The sequence below is a fragment of the Pseudomonas sp. O230 genome (assembly GCF_045447035.1).
Taxonomy (GTDB): domain Bacteria; phylum Pseudomonadota; class Gammaproteobacteria; order Pseudomonadales; family Pseudomonadaceae; genus Aquipseudomonas.
This window is the reverse complement of the sequence record NZ_JBJGXN010000002.1, coordinates 283,400-300,793: the sequence shown is the minus strand read 5'-3', so window position 1 is coordinate 300,793 and position 17,394 is coordinate 283,400. Positions and strand designations below refer to the sequence as shown.

The following is a 17,394-nucleotide window of genomic DNA, read 5'->3' as shown; positions in this document are numbered from 1 at the left end:
ATGGAACTTGATCTCTGGACTCAGAGCCTCGTCACTGCAATGACTGCGTTATGGACCAAGGTAGCGAATTTCATTCCGAACCTGTTCGGCGCGCTGGTCGTGCTGCTGTTGGGTTTCGTCGTGGCGAAACTTTTGGACACTTTGCTGTCCAAGTTGCTTGCCAAACTCGGCCTCGACCGGCTGATGGGCGGCACCGGGCTGACTAAATTGCTGTCCCGGGCCGGGCTTCAGGTGCCGATTTCGACGCTGATCGGCAAGATTGTCTACTGGTTTGTTTTGCTGATTTTTCTGGTTTCTGCCGCGGAGTCCCTTGGACTTGAGCGAGTTTCGGCTACGCTGGACATGCTTGCGCTGTATTTGCCGAAAGTATTCGGTGCCGCGCTGGTGCTGCTGGTGGGTGTTTTGCTGGCACAACTGGCCAATGGGCTGGTGCGAGGTGCGGCAGAGGGCGTAGGGCTGGATTACGCCGCCGGGCTCGGGCGAATTGCCCAGGGGCTGGTAATTATCATCAGTATTTCGGTCGCAATCAGCCAGTTGGAGGTCAAGACTGACCTGCTCAACCATGTGATTGTGATCGTATTGATTACCGTTGGTCTGGCGGTTGCGCTGGCCATGGGGTTGGGAAGCCGGGAAATCGCCGGTCAGATTCTTGCGGGAATCTATGTGCGTGAGTTGTATCAGGTTGGGCAACAAGTGCGTGTTGGCGAGGTCGAAGGTCAGATCGAAGAGATCGGCACGGTTAAAACCACATTGCTGACCGATGAGGGTGAGCTAGTCTCTCTCTCCAATCGGATTCTCCTGGAGCAGCATGTGAGTAGCCGCTAACCCGGCAAACCCTGCTAATGTATGCCGCCGCAAAATGCCCTGAAGGGCTGCGGCGGACATTGACCTGACTGTCGGCCCGACTTGTTTTGAATAAAGCTCAATCGCTCTCCACGCGCTACGACCCCCGCGAGCTCTCTGATGAGGAGTTGGTCGCGCGCTCGCATACCGAGCTGTTTCACGTGACACGCGCCTATGAAGAATTGATGCGGCGTTACCAACGAACATTATTTAACGTTTGTGCGCGATATCTCGGGAACGATCGCGATGCAGACGATGTCTGTCAGGAAGTGATGTTGAAGGTGTTGTATGGCCTGAAGAACTTCGAAGGTAAATCGAAGTTCAAGACGTGGCTATATAGCATCACGTACAACGAGTGCATCACGCAGTATCGGAAAGAACGGCGAAAGCGTCGCTTGATGGACGCATTGAGCCTGGACCCCCTTGAGGAAGCGTCTGAAGAAAAGACGCCGAAACCCGAGGAAACGGGCGGGCTTGATCGCTGGCTAGTGTATGTGAACCCGATTGACCGTGAAATTCTGGTGCTACGATTTGTCGCAGAGCTAGAGTTTCAGGAGATCGCAGACATCATGCACATGGGTTTGAGTGCGACAAAAATGCGTTACAAACGTGCTCTAGACAAATTGCGTGAGAAATTTGCAGGCATTGCTGAAACTTAGTTCGGCGCAAATATCTCTTACGTGTAGGCAAGTTCTGATAGACTTGCCGCCGAGTTGTCCCCCGGTTTGCGGGACTGCTTCACAATCACCAGATGGGGATTTAACGGATGAAACTGAAAAACACCTTGGGCTTGGCCATTGGTTCTCTTATTGCGGCCACTTCGTTCGGCGCACTGGCACAAGGCCAAGGCGCAGTTGAAATCGAAGGCTTCGCAAAGAAAGAAATGTACGACAGCGCCCGCGATTTCAAAAACAACGGCAACCTGTTCGGTGGTTCGGTTGGTTACTTCCTGACCGACGACGTTGAACTGCGTCTGGGCTACGACGAAGTGCACAACGTGCGTTCCGACGATGGTCGTAACATCAAGGGCTCTGATACTGCTCTTGACGCTCTGTACCACTTCAACAACCCAGGCGACATGGTCCGTCCATACGTTTCTGCTGGTTTCTCCGATCAAAGCATCGGTCAGAACGGCAAAGGCGGTCGTAACGGTTCCACCTTCGCCAACGTTGGCGGCGGTGCAAAACTGTACTTCACCGAGAACTTCTACGCCCGTGCCGGCGTTGAAGCTCAGTACAACATCGACCAAGGTGACACCGAGTGGGCTCCAAGCGTCGGTATCGGTGTGAACTTCGGTGGCGGCTCCAAGCCTGCTGCTGCTCCAGTTCCAGCACCAGCTGAAGTCTGCTCCGACAGCGACAACGACGGCGTTTGCGACAACGTTGACAAGTGCCCGGACACCCCAGCCAACGTAACTGTTGACGCTGATGGCTGCCCAGCCGTTGCTGAAGTTGTTCGTGTAGAGCTGGACGTTAAGTTCGATTTCGACAAATCTGTTGTTAAAACCAACAGCTACGGCGACATCAAGAACCTGGCTGACTTCATGAAGCAGTACCCTTCCACCACCACTACTGTTGAAGGTCACACTGACAACGTCGGTCCTGACGCTTACAACCAGAAACTGTCCGAGCGTCGTGCAAACGCCGTTAAGCAAGTTCTGACCAACCAGTACGGTGTTCAATCTTCCCGCGTTCAGTCTGTTGGCTACGGCGAATCCCGCCCAGTTGCTGACAACAAAACTGAAGCTGGTCGCGCTGTAAACCGTCGCGTAGAAGCGCAGGTTGAAGCTCAAGCTAAGTAATTAGCCCGCAGCTCTGAGAAAAGCCCGGCTTAGGCCGGGCTTTTCTTTGTCTGCGATTTGGGGGGGGGATCAGGCTGACTGAGTGACTGCAGTCGCAGAAAGATTTTGTGCGGCACAGGCCGCCACCGCGCCAATCACCAGAATTGCCGGGCTTTTCAGCTCAAAGGCGTAGGCATCTTCCTCCATCGCCATCAGATCGCTCCGACATTCCCGTTGGTGCGGCAGGGAGGCGTTTTCAATCATCGCCACCGGCGTTTCTGCCACCATCCCTCCGGCCAGCAGTTGCTCGCGAATTTCACTGAGCTTCGCTACGCCCATGTACACCACCAGCGTCGTGCCACTTTGCGCCAGAGCTTGCCAATTCAGGCTGGTGCCATCCTGAGTGTGGGCGGTGACCAGCGTCACGCCGCGCGCAACGCCCCTCAGGGTCAAGGGGATAGCGCATTGTGTTGCACCGGCCAGCCCGGCGGTGATGCCATTGACCAGCTCCACCTCGACCCCTCGTTCTCGTAGCCACTGCGCCTCCTCACCACCGCGCCCGAAAATGCACGGATCGCCGCCCTTGAGCCGCACCACACATTTTCCGTGACGGGCATAACGCAACATCAATCGATGAATGAATGCCTGAGGCGTCGAGCGACAGCCGCCGCGCTTGCCCACTGGAATGATCCGCGCCTGGGGGCAATGCTCCAGCACGGCGTCGTTCACCAGATCGTCGATCAGCACCACATCCGCTTCGCTCAACGCCCTGACGGCTTTAAGGGTCAGCAATTCCGGGTCACCAGGACCTGCACCCACCAGCCAGACTTTTGCGTTCATAGTGTTTTCCTCACGAGATGACGGCGATCGGCTGCGCCGTGGCGGCGAGCAAACGCTTGATTTCCGGGACGCACGAGCCGCATTGCGTGCCGCAGCCCAACTCCTGTTTCAACCCCTGCAAATCCAGGCCTCGACGGATCCCCGCACAGACCGCGCCTTGGCTGACGTTTTTGCAGTTACACAGGGTTTTAGTGCCGGCAACCGAGGTGCTGGCATTGCCCGGTGGCGCACTCAGCGGCGCAAGCAGCCAGCGTCGCAGTTGTTCGTCGGCATGACCTTCCCGCCAAAGGTCTTGCAGCCAGTGTTGCGCGAGCGTTTCGCCGGCGAGGCGAATCGCGGTGATCCGGCCATGCTCGATGCGTACCCGTTTGCCAATGGAGCGCCCTGGGTCGTCGTAAGCCAGGACTTGACCTTCATTGAGCCCCAGGCAGCGGTCGATATCGCACAACAGTTGCGGATCTGGCGCCGTGGCGCTGGCAGCGCGTATGAGCAGCGCAGGGCGTTCACGACCAGCCAAGCTGAGGCTGACGTAGGAAAACTCCTCACAGAGCGGTCGTAGCGTCTCAAAGTGCTGTTGAACATCGCCCTCAATCAGGACGAAAAGGTTCCAGGGCAAATGCACGGGGTCGATTCGTACACCGCTGTGTTTGAGTTCCGGTTGTTTCGACAACGGATCGAACGCCGGTTGGGTGAGCACATTGACCCCGCCCTTCAGGAACCGGTCGCCCCAGTGCATGGGTAGAAACGCCTGGCCCGGACGCACACTGTCGTCGCCGCCGACGGCGACAATCACCGCGCCGCGACGGCTTTTCAAACTGACCAACTCACCCGCTTGCAGTCCGTGACGATGCAGTTCATCCGGGTGCAGGCTCAGCACGGCTTCGCTGACATGACCGAACAACTGCGCGGCAGTGCCGGTGCGGCTCATGCCGTGCCACTGATCGCGCAGGCGGCCGGTGATCAGGGTCAGCGGGAATTGCCCATCGCGTTGTTCCTTGGCGGCAAGGTATGGATCGGCCACGAATCGGGCTCGTCCGCTGGCGGTCGGGAAAATTCCGTCCCGATACAGTCGGGCCGTGCCTTCACGGGCGCCCGCAGGAAACGGCCATTGCTGTGGACCGAGACGATCAATCAGCTCGTGACTGATGCCGGACAGGTCCAGATCTCGGTCGCGCGTCAGTAGTTTGTACTCATCGAAGACCTGCGCCGGGGTGTCAAACGCAAACAGACTGGGCTGCCCGGGACGCAGATATTTTTCCAGGCGCTGTGCGAAATCCACCGTAATTGCCCAGTCGGCTCGCGTTTCGCCGGGGGAGACAATCGCCTGGCGGACGTGGGAAATCCGCCGTTCGGAGTTGGTCACCGTGCCGTCTTTTTCACCCCAACTGGCGGCAGGCAGCAACAGGTCGGCGAATGCGGCGGTTTCGGTGGTGCGAAAGGCTTCCTGCAAGACCACGAACGGGCAGGCTTGCAGTGCCGCGCGCACGGCGCTCTGGTCCGGCATCGATTGCGCGGGGTTGGTGCAGGCGATCCACAGGGCTTTGATGGTTCCGCTACGAACCTGCTCAAACAGCTCGATAGCGCTGAACCCGGTACTTTCAGGCAACTGGTCAACGCCCCAGTAGGCTGCCACTTCCGCTCGATGCTCGGCATTGGCCGCTTCGCGATGGCCCGGTAGCAGGTTCGACAGGCTGCCGGTTTCGCGACCGCCCATGGCATTCGGCTGACCGGTCAGGGAGAAAGGTCCTGCACCGGGACGGCCGATTTGCCCGGTAGCCAGGTGCAAGTTGATCAGTGCACTGTTTTTCGCACTGCCGGCAGTGGACTGGTTCAGGCCCATGCACCACAGCGACAGAAAGCTCGGCGAGGTGCCCACCCACTCGGCGCATTGTTGCAGTTGCTCAAGGCTGATTCCGCACAACTGCGCGACCATGGGTGGCGTGTAATCGCGCACCAGGGTTTTCAGTTCGGCCAGGCCTTCGGTGTGGGCCTTGATGAAGTCGCGGTCGATCCAGTCTTCCCACAGCAACAGGTACAAGATCCCATGGAACAAAGCGACATCGGTGCCCGGAAGAATCGCCAGATGCAGGTCAGCCAAGTCGCAGGTATCCGTACGACGTGGGTCGATGACGATGACTTTCATCTGTGGCCGGCGGGATTTGGCCTCTTCCAGGCGACGAAAAAGGACCGGATGGGCATAGGCCATGTTGCTGCCGACGATCATCACGCAGTCGCTTGACTCAAGGTCTTCGTAGCTGCATGGCGGTGCATCGGCACCTAGGCTGCGCTTGTAGCCGACCACTGCCGATGACATGCACAGGCGCGAATTGCTGTCGATGTTGTTGGTGCCCACCAACGCTCGCGCCAGTTTGTTGAAACTGTAGTAGTCCTCGGTCAGCAACTGCCCGGAGATGTAAAACGCCACGCTGTCCGGGCCATGCTCGGCGATGGTGTCGGCGAACACGCTGGCGGCGTGATCGAGGGCGGTGTCCCAGTCGGTGCGGCTGCGGGCCAGATTTTTGCCCAGGCGTAGTTCCGGATACAGCGCTCGGGCCGCGAGGTCGCCGGTCAGGTGCAGGGTCGAACCCTTGCTGCACAGTTTGCCGAAGTTGGCGGGGTGGGCCGGATCGCCGCTGACGCCGAGGATGCGCTCGCCGTCATGCTCGATCAGCACGCCGCAGCCAACCCCGCAGTAGCAACAGGTGGAGGCGGTGATCTGGCGGTTCATCAGCTGGCTTCCCGCAGGGCTTCACCGAACATCAGGTGATCGCGGATTTCATCAATATTCTGGCTCTCACGAATCTGCCGGAAATACCAGCCGCCATCTGCCGTGTCGCCGTACAGGCAGGCCCCGACCAGCACGTCGTCCTTGATCACCAGTTTTTTGTAGATCCCGCCGATCGGGTCGCAGAGGGTGATGGTTTCGGTGCCTTCGCCGCCCATGAAATCGCCGGCGGAGAACAGGTCAATGCCGGTGACTTTCAATTTGGTCGAGGTTACCGAGCCTTTGTAGCTGGCGAAGCCAAGCCGGGCGAGATGGTTGGCGCAGACCTTGGCTTGTTCGAACAGCGGCGCCACCAGGCCATAGGCGATGCCGCGATGGCTGGCGCATTCGCCGATGGCATATACACGTGGGTCGTAGGTTTGCAGGGTGTCGTTGACCAGAATCCCGCGGTTGCACGGGAGCCCGGAGCGTTCCGCGAGTTCGGTCGCGGGGCGGATGCCGGCGGCCATCACCACCAGGTCGGCCGGGATCAAGTCGCCGTTCTTGAACTCGACCGAGCCGACCCGGCCATTGCCGGCATCGTGCAGAGCCTGGGTTTGCTCACGCAGACGAAAGTGCAGGCCACGGTCCTCAAGCGCGGTTTGCAGCAACCGGGCGCTGATGTTGTCCAGTTGCCGCTCCAGCAACCATTCGCCGTTGTGCACCACGGTGACGTGCATGCCGCGCAGCATCAGGCCGTTGGCCGCTTCCAGGCCGAGCAGGCCGCCGCCGATGACCACCGCGTGCTTGTGGGTCTTGGCGGTGCTGATCATGGCTTGGGTGTCGGCGATGTCGCGGTAGCCGATCACGCCGTGCAGTGTGTTGCCCGGGATCGGCAGGATGAACGGGGTCGAGCCGGTGGCAATCAGCAGGCGGTCGTAGTTGGCCACGGTGCCGTCGTCGGCGATCACTCTTCGTTTGACCCGGTCGATCTCCACGACTCGGCGGTTGAGCAGCAACTTGATGTTGTTGTCCAGGTACCAGTCCAGGTCGTTGAGCGCGATCTCTTCGAAGGTTTGCTCGCCGGCCAATACGGGCGACAGCAGGATGCGGTTGTAGTTGGTGTGGGGTTCGGCACCGAAGACCGTGATGTCGTACAGCTCGTTGCTCAGCTTGAGCAGCTCTTCGAGGGTGCGAACCCCGGCCATGCCGTTGCCGATCATCACCAGTTTTAGCTTTTTCATCAGGTTCTCCGGGGAGCTCGGACCCGCCTCGACAGGGCGTTCAGGTCGTGCTCGACAAATTTTGCGCAAACAAAAAAAGGCGTCCCGCTAGTTGCCTAGCGAGGACGCCTTTGTCCTGGTCCCGTTCTCTCGGGAAGCGCATCCTTCGTCGTTGAAGGCTGGGCTTTATGTCTGTTGAGAGAGGTAATGCAGTGGTTGTGCCAAGTTGTCCATTGCCCGGTTTTACTGGCGTTGGTTGAGTGACCAAGCGTGGCTATTGCACCGAATCAAAGCGCCTTGCCCACTAATGGAGCGCCAGAAACAGCAACACCAGATTCATCAGTAGCGACACCAGCGCCAACGTCCGCCAGACCTTCAACGGCTCGCGCTCCAGCAAAGGTCTGGGCCGCACGCTCAAACTGCGTCGTTCACCCTGTTCCAGCACCAATAACCATTCTTCCGCGGTTTCAAATCGCTCGGCCGGATCTGCCGCCACCGCGCGTGCCAGGCTTTGTGCGATCCACTCGGGCAGGTCCGGGCGGTAGCGACTGGCACTGACCGGCAGCCCAAACCTTGGACGCTGGAACGCTTCGATTTCGCCGTAGGGATAGTGCCCGGTCAGCAGGAAATACAAGGTCACGCCGGCCGCATACAGATCCTGTTGCGGGCTGGGTTTGTCACCACGAAAGGCTTCCGGCGCAATGTAACTGGGGGTTCCGGGCAGGGTCGATGCCTGATCTTCAGACAGGCCTGGGCAGTAGGCGAGGCCGAAATCCAGCAGCCGCAGCTCGCCATCGTCTCCCAGCAGCAGATTCTCCGGTTTGATGTCGCGATGAAGAATCTGCCTTCGATGCAACATGCCGACCGCTCGCAGCAGGCGTTCAGCCAGATCCTGCCATTGGGCGAGCGCCAGGGTGGCGGGTCGTTCCGCCAGTTGCGCCAGGGTCGAACCGGAATATTCACGCATCACGTAGTACAAATGCTGACGCTGCGTGGCGGCATGGACCTCAGGGAAATACCGACCGGCCACGCGCTTGAGAAACCACTCCTCCGACAGCAATGCCTGCCCGGCCAGGTGATCATCGCGCAACGCGTTGGGCAGGGTTTTCAGCAGCCAGGGTTGCTGCTGAGCGTCGCGCACCCGATAGAGCAACGACTGCTGACTTTGCCCGAGTATCCCATCGACGTGCCAACCCTCAAACGTCTGGCCCGGTTTCAGCGCAGGCGGCAGTGGCCATTGCTGCACATGAATCAGCGCATCACCGATGCTGGTTTCACCCAGGGCGTCGACCCGCACCAGCAGCGCGCTGGCATTGTCCTGACTGCCCGCCAGATGCGCCGCATTCACCAGGGTTTGCGCGGCGCTGCGCAGGTCCGGTTGATCGCGCAGAATTGCCGCAATGGCGGTGTCGCCCAGCACCGCCCAGATACCATCGCTGAGCAGAACGAAATGCTCATTCAGCCGCAGTTCGCCATCGAGGAAATCCAGGACCAGATGCTGGTCGAGGCCAAGCGCCCGTTTGAGCACATGCTGCATGCCCGGCTGATCCCAAACGTGATCCTCAGTAACCCGCTGCAATTGATCGGCGTGCCAGCGATAAACCCTACAGTCACCGACATGCGCCAGGGTAAAACGCCTGCCGCGCATAACCAAGGCACTGACAGTGGTCAGCAGCGGTTGCCCGCCGCCATTAGCCTGCAACCAGCGATTTTGTGCCAGTAGCAAGCGATCAAGCGCTTGGGCGACACCCCAGGTTTGCGGGGTGGCGTAGTAGTCCAGCGCCAGCGCCTGCAAGGTTGAACGCGCTGCGAGGCCGCCATCGGCGCACTGGCTGACGCCGTCGGCGATGGCGAACAGGTAACCCTTGCTCGCCGCCAGCGCCGGGGCCGGTGTCACCAGGCGCAAGGCGTCCTGATTTTCCTCGCGCGGACCGATAGCGCTGGCTTCGGCAAAACTCAGTTGCAGGCTCATTCAGCCCTCACACCCGCGCAGCGGTGACGGCAGCCGAACCCCAAGTGGTTCTCCAGCGACGTTTCACGCCGTGCAAACCGAACCAGGCGAGGACGCCGAGGCTGGCGAACAACCACAGGGCCAGTTGATAACTGCCGGTGCTTTGCTTGATCGCGCCCATGCCTGCCGCGAGGGCGAAGCCGCCGATGCCGCCGGCCATGCCGATCAAACCGGTCATCACACCGATCTCACGCCGAAAACGTTGCGGAACCAATTGGAAAACCGCGCCGTTACCCGCACCAAGGCCGAGCATGGTGCAGACGAAAAGTGCCAGCGCCGCGTAGGAACTTGGCAAGTTGAAACCCACTGCTGCAATGCAGATCGCCGCCACTGTGTACATCGCCAGCAACGTGCGAATCCCGCCGAAGCGGTCGGCCAGCGCACCGCCCAGAGGGCGCATCAAACTGCCGCCAAACACGCAGGCCGCGGTGTAGTAACCGGCGGTCACTGGGCTCAGGCCGTATTGGTCGTTGAAGTAGCCGGGCAGGGCGCTGGCCAGGCCGATAAAGCCGCCAAAGGTCACGCTGTAGAAAAACATGAACCACCAACTGTCGCGGTCGCCCAGGGCCTTGAAGTAGTCGGACACCGACTTGGCTTTCGGCCGCTCAGGCGCGCTTTTGGCCAGCCAGGCGAAGACGATGATGGTCAGGATCAGCGGGATCAGGGCGAAGCCGAACACGTTGCTCCAGCCAAACGCGGCGGCCAGCACCGGAGCGATCAGCGCGGCAAGCACAGTGCCCGAATTACCGGCCCCGGCGATGCCCATGGCCTTGCCCTGATGTTGTGGCGGATACCACTGCGACGCCAGCGGCAGCGCCACGGCGAATGACGCGCCCGCCATGCCGAGGAACAGACCCAGCAGCAGCGCCTGCTCGTAACTGTGGATGCCGTGCTTCCAGGCAACGAACAGTGCGCAGATGACGATCACCTGGCCGATGATGCCGGCGGTTTTAGGCGACAGGCGATCCGCCAGCATGCCCATGATAAAGCGCAGTACGGCCCCGGCCAGAATCGGCGTGGCCACCACCAGTCCGCGTTGTTGGGTGGTCAGGTGCAGGTCGGCGGCGATTTGCACCGCCAGTGGGCCGAGCAGGTACCAGACCATGAAACTCAGGTCGAAATAAAGGAAGGCCGCGAACAGGGTCGGGGTATGGCCGGATTTCCAGAAGCTTGAATTCATCGCGCACCTCAGCTGTGAGTCGTCTCGAGAAGGAGTCATGAGCTTGCGGGTGGGGCGCCGCAACGGCCGCACCACCGGCCCCGGTCTGTGGGGCCAAAACAAAAAAACGCCGCCACCGGATTTGCCATGGGCAAATGAGGTGAGCGACGTCTTTGTCGTAGGTGGGGCAACCGCCGTTGGTTACCTGTGTGGATTACATAGCGAGATTTGTGCCAACAGCGTGGAACCGAGTCGTGGCCATCGCGGGCAAGCCCGCACACACAGGATTGCTGGAGTTCACAAAACCTGTGGGAGCGGGCTTGCCCGCGATTGGGCCCTCAAAGGCACCACAAGATCTCAGCCGAGCAACTCACTCATCGCGATGATCTGCTCCGCCACCTGAATCAGTTTCTGCTGCCGGCTCATGGCCTGGCGCCGCATCAGCGTGTAGGCCTCTTCTTCGTTGCAGTCCTTCATCTTCATCAGCAGCCCCTTGGCCAGCTCGATGCGCTTGCGCTCGGCCAGTTGCTGATCGCGGGCGTGCAGTTGTGCGCGCAGGGCCTGGTCGCTTTCGAAGCGCGCCATGGCGACGTCGAGAATCGGCTGCAAGCGTTGTGCGTGAATGCCTTCGACGATGTAGGCGCTGACTCCGGACTTGATCGCCTGGCGCATCACGTCGGGGTCATGTTCGTCGGTGAACATCACAATCGGCCGTGGCTGGTCGCGACTCACCAGCACCACTTGCTCCATCACATCGCGGCTCGGTGACTCGGTATCGATCAGGATCACGTCCGGACGCACCGTTTCGACGCGTGCGGGCAGGTCGATGGTCAGGCCGGATTCGTCGATGACCTCGAATCCGGCTTCGGTCAGGGCGGCTTTCAAGCGGCCGACTTTCTTCGCGGTGTCGTTGATCAGCAGGATACGCAACATGTTCGCAGTCTCCTGTCAGCGGCTGGCGAATCGGGACGAGCTGTCGCTCATGGCGTGCAGTTTGAAACTGCGGACATATCCGGCCGGGTCCGAGCCGTCCCAGATTTTGCCGTCGATCAACTGGCTGCTGCGCATTTCCTTGCCTGAAGAGGCAACGCCGACCGCGCTGGCGGCCTCTCGATACACGTCTAGTTGCTGAACCTGACGGGCCACCGCGAGGTAGTCCGGGTCGTCGCGCAGCAAACCCCAGCGGCGGAACTGGGTCATGAACCACATGCCATCGGACAGGTAAGGCCGGTTGGCCTCGCCAGCGCCATGGAAGCGCAGCGCGTGCGGGTCTTGCCAGCGGTTGCCGAGGCCATCGGCGTAGTCGCCGAGCAGACGCGGTTCGATGCAGTCGAGCGGCGTGTCCAGGTATTCGGGGGCGCTCAGCAACTGGGCGGTACTGCGGCGATTCTCGACGCTTGCTTCGATGAATCGGCTGGCCTCCAGAATGGCCATCACCAGTGCCCGAGCGGTGTTGGGGTACTGCTCGACGAACGCGCGGGTGCAGCCGAGGACTTTCTCCGGATGATCGGGCCAGATCGTCTGGGTCGTTGCCATCGTAAAGCCGAGATTGTGTTTCACGGCGCTGGCGGACCAGGGTTCACCGACGCAGAAACCGTCGATCCGCCCGGCTTGCAGGTGCGCGACCATTTGCGGCGGCGGCACCACCACACTGTCGACGTCGTGCAGGGGATGAATGCCCTGGCTGGCTAGCCAGTAATACAGCCACATGGCGTGGGTACCGGTCGGAAATGTCTGGGCGAAGGTGAGTTTTGGGCGAGTTTGGTGCACGTGTCGATCCAGTGCTTCAGGAGCGGTCACGCCCAAGGCTTGCAAGCCGTGGGAAAGGTTGATGCTCTGACCGTTCTGGTTCAGGCCCATGAGCACCGCCATGTCGGTCGGCGCGACGCCACCGATGCCCAAGTGCACGGCATAGATCAAACCGTACAGGCTGTGGGCGACATCGAGTTCGCCGCTGACCAGTTTGTCCCGCAGGCTGGCCCAGGAAGACTGGCGCTTGAGGTTCAAGGTCAGGCCGTAAGGCTGGGCAAAGCCCTGAGTGGCGGCGACCACCACCGAGGCGCAATCGCTCAGGGCCATGAAGCCGAGGTTGATGTCGGTCTTTTCCGGGGCATCGCTGCCGTTGACCCAGGCCAGCGGGCCCGTTGTGGTTTCATTCATGACAAAACACCTTCCAAAAAAAGCGTCGTCCCAGGTCCTCGCGCAAGCAAAACCGGGTGACGACGCCATTGTCCTTCCACTCATCCCGCCGTTGGCATGAGTGCTGATGCCTGTGTCGGTGCAAGGCATATGCCATCGCTCGCTGATTTTGTTGCGCGCCTCGCTTGCGACCCCGATGCCCGGCTATAATCGCCGCCTCATTTCGCCGCCATTCGAGTCAAAGCCGCCCATGTACACCCTGGCCCGTCAGCTGTTGTTCAAACTTTCCCCGGAAACCTCCCACGATCTGTCCCTGGACCTGATCGGCGCGGGCGGGCGTTTGGGCCTCAACGGCTTGCTGTGCAAGGCTCCGGCAAAAATGCCGGTGAGCGTCATGGGCCTGGACTTCCCGAACCCGGTGGGTCTGGCGGCCGGTCTGGACAAGAACGGCGCGGCCATCGACGGTTTTGCCCAGTTGGGTTTTGGATTCGTCGAAATCGGCACCATCACCCCGCGTCCTCAGCCGGGCAACCCGAAGCCACGGATCTTCCGTCTGCCGGAAGCCGAGGCGATCATCAACCGCATGGGCTTCAACAACCTGGGTGTCGATCACTTGCTGGCGCGTGTGGCGGCGGCCAAGTACAAGGGCGTGCTGGGCATCAACATCGGCAAGAACTTCGATACTCCGGTCGAGCGCGCGGTCGACGACTACCTGATTTGCCTGGACAAGGTCTACGCCCATGCCAGCTACGTGACGGTCAACGTCAGTTCGCCAAACACCCCGGGCCTGCGCAGCCTGCAATTCGGGGATTCGCTCAAGCAATTGCTGGCGGATCTGGCGACTCGTCGTGCCGAGCTGGCGCTGCGCCATGGCAAGCACGTGCCGCTGGCGATCAAGATCGCGCCGGACATGACCGACGAAGAAACCGCGCAAGTCGCGCTAGCGCTGATCGAAACCGGGATGGACGCGGTGATCGCCACCAACACCACCCTGAGCCGCGTCGGCGTCGAAGGCATGGAGTTCGGTGACGAGGCGGGCGGTCTGTCCGGCGCACCGGTTCGTGACAAGAGCACCCACACCGTGAAGGTGCTGGCGGCAGAATTGGCCGGCCGCTTGCCGATCATCGCCGTGGGCGGCATTACCGAAGGCAAGCACGCAGCTGAGAAAATCGCTGCGGGGGCGAGCTTGGTGCAGCTCTATTCCGGCTTCATCTACAAAGGTCCTGCGCTGATTCGCGAGTCCGTCGACGCCATCGCCGCTCTGCGCTAAGCCCTTTAAGCGCGGCCGGGCGGCGTTCCGTTTGCTGGTGATGGCAGCCTCGAGATCGCCATCGCGGCATTGGGTCACTTTGTAGGAGCCGGCTTGCCGGCGATGGCATCCTTGAAATCGCCATCGCCAGCAAGCTGGCTCCTACAGGGGATCGTGTCTGGCCAAAGAGCGGGCATAAAAAAGGGCTCCTCGAAGGAGCCCCTGGGCCGGAGCCCGCCGCCCGGATGGGGCGTGCGTGTTAAGTCGTTACGTAATCAGGTTGTCGTGTCGGAGTGTGTGCCCTGTGTTAGCCGACGGCGTGAAGTTCGTTGAGTCTATGGATTCCCGCAGTGCCGGTCATACCGTCCCAGTTGTCGCCGCGTCCTTCTCGCCAGCCGTTAATCCAGGCTTGGCGTACCGACGGTAGAGTAAATGGGCAAAGCTCACGGGATTTGCCACCAACGCCATATTGATATCCGCGCAAAAATGCTCTTTCCAACGGATCACGCTTAAGTCTTCTCATAGGGTGTTGCCCTCACTTGTTGACTGTATGTATCGCGTTGACCTCAATCGAGGTCTGGCAGAAATGTCTGCCGTTGGGGGGCTCGCTGCCGGCGTGGCGAGCCAAGGTGTTGACGTCCGTTGTGGCGCCAACCTGTGTTGAGTTCTAACCAATGCGTCACATCGAGGGAATGATCGTTTTGTCATAAGGACGTAACGATAAAGATGGTATGGCCATAAGTAACACGATGTTTGTCCCGTGTTTATTGGCCAAAGCCCTGTATGATCGGCCCCCCGCAGGATGATGGGGTTAATCCTTTAGTGAGAATGCCTCGCGTTGGTCCCGGGCATTATTCGACGAAGGGTCGAGTTATGACATTTTGTTGCATCAACTTTTTTATCTGCCCGTGCATCTAAGCTCTTCTAACCTGAGCAGCACGGGTGGGACGGCACACCTTCGTGCCACGCGGGCGCTCTTTAGAAAAGCGCCTGATTGAAAACCGGGCCGGCAATGCGTTGCCGGTTCACTTAGCCAAAGGCTCTGAAATTCCAATGTCCGATCAATTCGAAATCTTCCTCACTTGCCCAAAAGGCCTCGAAGGCCTGCTCATCGAGGAAGCCGTCGGGCTTGGCCTTGAAGAAGCGCGTGAGCACACCTCGGCCGTGCGCGGCATGGCGACCATGGAAACCGCTTATCGCCTGTGCCTGTGGTCGCGCCTGGCGAACCGGGTGCTGCTGGTGCTCAAGCGTTTCCCGATGAAGGACGCCGAAGACCTGTATCACGGCGTGCTCGATATCGAGTGGCAAGACCACATGCTCAACGACGGCACCCTGGCCGTCGAGTTCAGCGGCCACGGCTCGGGTATCGACAACACCCACTTCGGTGCCTTGAAAGTCAAAGACGCCATCGTCGATAAACTGCGCACCCCGCAAGGCGACCGTCCGTCCATCGACAAACTCAACCCGGACCTGCGCATTCACCTGCGCCTGGACCGTGGCGAAGCCATTCTGTCCCTCGACCTCTCCGGCCACAGCCTGCACCAGCGCGGCTATCGCCTGCAGCAAGGTGCGGCGCCGCTGAAGGAAAACCTCGCGGCCGCCATCCTGATCCGTTCCGGCTGGCCGCGCATTGCGGCCGACGGCGGCGCACTGGCTGACCCGATGTGCGGTGTTGGTACGTTCCTCGTCGAAGCCGCGATGATCGCCGCCGATATGGCGCCCAACCTGCGTCGCGAGCAATGGGGCTTCACCGCCTGGCTTGGCCACGTGCCGGCGCTGTGGAAAAAGCTGCACGAAGAAGCCAGCGAGCGCGCTGCCGCCGGCCTGGCCAAGCCACCGCTGTGGATTCGTGGCTACGAAGCCGACCCGCGCCTGATTCAACCGGGCCGCAACAACGTCGAGCGTGCCGGCCTGAGCGAGTGGATCAAGATCTACCAGGGCGAAGTCGCTACCTTCGAACCGCGTCCGGACCAGAACCAGAAAGGCCTGGTCATCTGCAACCCACCGTACGGCGAGCGTCTGGGCGACGAGGCGAGCCTGCTCTATCTCTACCAGAACCTCGGCGAACGTCTGCGTCAGGCTTGCCTGAACTGGGAAGCGGCGGTGTTCACCGGCGCGCCGGATCTGGGCAAGCGCATGGGCATCCGCAGCCACAAACAGTATTCGTTCTGGAACGGCGCATTGCCGTGCAAACTGCTGCTGATCAAGGTCACGCCGGACCAGTTCGTCACTGGCGAGCGCCGCACCCCGGAGCAGCGTCAAGTCGAGCGCGAACAGGCGGAATACGATCAGGCGCCGAATGCGCCGCAGGAACGCCAGTACAATAAAAACGGTAACCCGATCAAACCGGCTGCGGCACCCGCTCCGGTGATCGAGCAACCGCGCTTGAGCGAAGGCGGGCAGATGTTTGCCAACCGTCTGCAAAAGAACCTCAAGGCGCTGGGCAAGTGGGTCAAGCGTGAAGGCATCGACTGCTACCGCGTCTACGATGCCGACATGCCGGAATACTCGATGGCCATCGACTTGTATCAGGATTGGGTCCACGTCCAGGAGTACGCCGCGCCGAAATCCATCGACCCGGAAAAAGCCTCGGCGCGCATGTTCGACGCCTTGGCAGCGATTCCGCAGGCATTGAACATCGACAAGAGCCGCGTGGTGGTCAAACGTCGTGAGCGTCAGAGCGGCACCAAGCAGTACGAACGTCAGGCGGCGCAAGGCAAGTTCGTTGAGGTCAACGAAGGCGGCGTGAAGCTTCTGGTCAACCTCACCGACTACCTCGACACCGGGCTGTTCCTCGACCACCGCCCAATGCGTATGCGCATCCAGAAAGAGGCGGCCGGCAAGCGCTTCCTCAACCTGTATTGCTACACCGCGACGGCCAGCGTTCACGCGGCCAAGGGCGGCGCGCGCAGCACCACCAGCGTCGACTTGTCGAAAACCTACCTCGACTGGGCGCGACGCAACCTGTCGCTGAACGGTTTCTCCGACAAGAACCGTCTGGAGCAGGGCGATGTGATGGTCTGGCTCGACGCCTGCCGTGACGAGTTCGACCTGATCTTCATCGACCCGCCGACCTTCTCCAACTCCAAGCGCATGGAAGGGATCTTCGACGTGCAGCGAGATCAGGTGCAATTGATCGACCTGGCCATGGCGCGACTGGCGCCGGGTGGCGTGTTGTATTTCTCCAACAACTTCCGCAAGTTCGAGCTCGAGGAAAACCTCACCGAGCGTTACGCGGTCGAGGAGATCACGACCCAGACCATCGATCCGGATTTCGCCCGCAACGGCAAGATCCACCGAGCCTGGAAAATCACTGCGCGTTGACATTTTTTCGCATTGGATCCACAGAGCCTTGATTTTTAAAGGCTCTTGGCTTCTTTCAGTGCTGGTCAAATTGATGGCTAATAGCTATAACTCAACACATGGCCAATGGGCTTTTCCGGCAC

Annotated in this window: 12 protein-coding genes and 1 pseudogene; 5 read left to right on the top strand and 8 right to left on the bottom strand. The window is 60.4% G+C overall.

The window, feature by feature from the left end:
- The 3 genes from ACI77H_RS04710 to ACI77H_RS04700 all read left to right on the top strand — a co-directional run bounded on the left by ACI77H_RS04710 (nt 1) and on the right by ACI77H_RS04700 (nt 2,644).
- Nucleotides 1-825 (top strand): mechanosensitive ion channel family protein, encoded by an 825-nt coding sequence (locus tag ACI77H_RS04710; protein WP_008027407.1) that lies wholly within the window; start codon nt 1-3, stop codon nt 823-825.
- A gap of 86 nt (nt 826-911) precedes the next feature.
- A complete protein-coding gene (gene sigX / locus ACI77H_RS04705) occupies nt 912-1,502 on the top strand; it encodes an RNA polymerase sigma factor SigX (protein ID WP_407010602.1) in 591 nt (196 codons plus the stop codon).
- Nucleotides 1,503-1,609: 107 nt separating this feature from the next.
- Nucleotides 1,610-2,644 (top strand): OmpA family protein, encoded by a 1,035-nt coding sequence (locus tag ACI77H_RS04700; RefSeq protein WP_407010600.1) that lies wholly within the window; start codon nt 1,610-1,612, stop codon nt 2,642-2,644.
- A 69-nt stretch (nt 2,645-2,713) separates the two neighbouring features.
- Here ACI77H_RS04700 and cobA read toward each other — a convergent pair whose 3' ends face one another.
- From cobA to ACI77H_RS04665, 7 genes and pseudogenes are all read right to left on the bottom strand, one after another.
- Nucleotides 2,714-3,463 carry a uroporphyrinogen-III C-methyltransferase gene (gene cobA, locus ACI77H_RS04695; protein WP_407010598.1) on the bottom strand — a complete coding sequence of 250 codons (750 nt, stop codon included), beginning with the start codon at nt 3,461-3,463 and terminating at the stop codon, nt 2,714-2,716.
- A 10-nt stretch (nt 3,464-3,473) separates the two neighbouring features.
- On the bottom strand, nt 3,474-6,191 hold the full coding sequence (locus ACI77H_RS04690; protein WP_407010597.1) for a molybdopterin-dependent oxidoreductase: 2,718 nt from the start codon (nt 6,189-6,191) through the stop codon (nt 3,474-3,476).
- A 20-nt stretch (nt 6,192-6,211) separates the two neighbouring features.
- Nucleotides 6,212-7,411, bottom strand: a pseudogene (locus tag ACI77H_RS04685) (NAD(P)/FAD-dependent oxidoreductase); the annotation flags it as partial.
- A gap of 283 nt (nt 7,412-7,694) precedes the next feature.
- Nucleotides 7,695-9,362, bottom strand: coding sequence for a protein kinase domain-containing protein (locus tag ACI77H_RS04680; protein WP_407010596.1), 1,668 nt, complete (start codon nt 9,360-9,362; stop codon nt 7,695-7,697).
- A gap of 7 nt (nt 9,363-9,369) precedes the next feature.
- The gene (locus ACI77H_RS04675; protein WP_407010595.1) at nt 9,370-10,581 is read right to left on the bottom strand and encodes a nitrate/nitrite transporter; all 1,212 of its coding nucleotides are present in this window, start codon (nt 10,579-10,581) and stop codon (nt 9,370-9,372) included.
- Between the two features lie 336 nt (nt 10,582-10,917).
- On the bottom strand, nt 10,918-11,493 hold the full coding sequence (locus tag ACI77H_RS04670) for an ANTAR domain-containing response regulator (RefSeq protein WP_008027390.1): 576 nt from the start codon (nt 11,491-11,493) through the stop codon (nt 10,918-10,920).
- A gap of 15 nt (nt 11,494-11,508) precedes the next feature.
- The gene (locus tag ACI77H_RS04665) at nt 11,509-12,720 is read right to left on the bottom strand and encodes a CmpA/NrtA family ABC transporter substrate-binding protein (protein ID WP_407010594.1); all 1,212 of its coding nucleotides are present in this window, start codon (nt 12,718-12,720) and stop codon (nt 11,509-11,511) included.
- 229 nt (nt 12,721-12,949) lie between these two features.
- Between ACI77H_RS04665 and ACI77H_RS04660 the strand changes: the two genes are divergently transcribed.
- Nucleotides 12,950-13,969: a quinone-dependent dihydroorotate dehydrogenase gene (locus ACI77H_RS04660; RefSeq protein WP_407010593.1), complete on the top strand. Its 1,020-nt coding sequence runs from the start codon at nt 12,950-12,952 to the stop codon at nt 13,967-13,969.
- Between the two features lie 286 nt (nt 13,970-14,255).
- Here the strand turns inward: ACI77H_RS04660 and rmf are convergent, their stop codons facing one another.
- On the bottom strand, nt 14,256-14,471 hold the full coding sequence (gene rmf, locus ACI77H_RS04655; RefSeq protein ID WP_003223300.1) for a ribosome modulation factor: 216 nt from the start codon (nt 14,469-14,471) through the stop codon (nt 14,256-14,258).
- A gap of 530 nt (nt 14,472-15,001) precedes the next feature.
- Here rmf and rlmKL point away from each other — a divergent pair.
- Entirely contained in the window at nt 15,002-17,272 is a 2,271-nt protein-coding gene (rlmKL, locus tag ACI77H_RS04650; RefSeq protein WP_407010592.1) for a bifunctional 23S rRNA (guanine(2069)-N(7))-methyltransferase RlmK/23S rRNA (guanine(2445)-N(2))-methyltransferase RlmL, read from the top strand.
- The last annotated feature ends 122 nt before the right edge of the window (nt 17,273-17,394 follow it).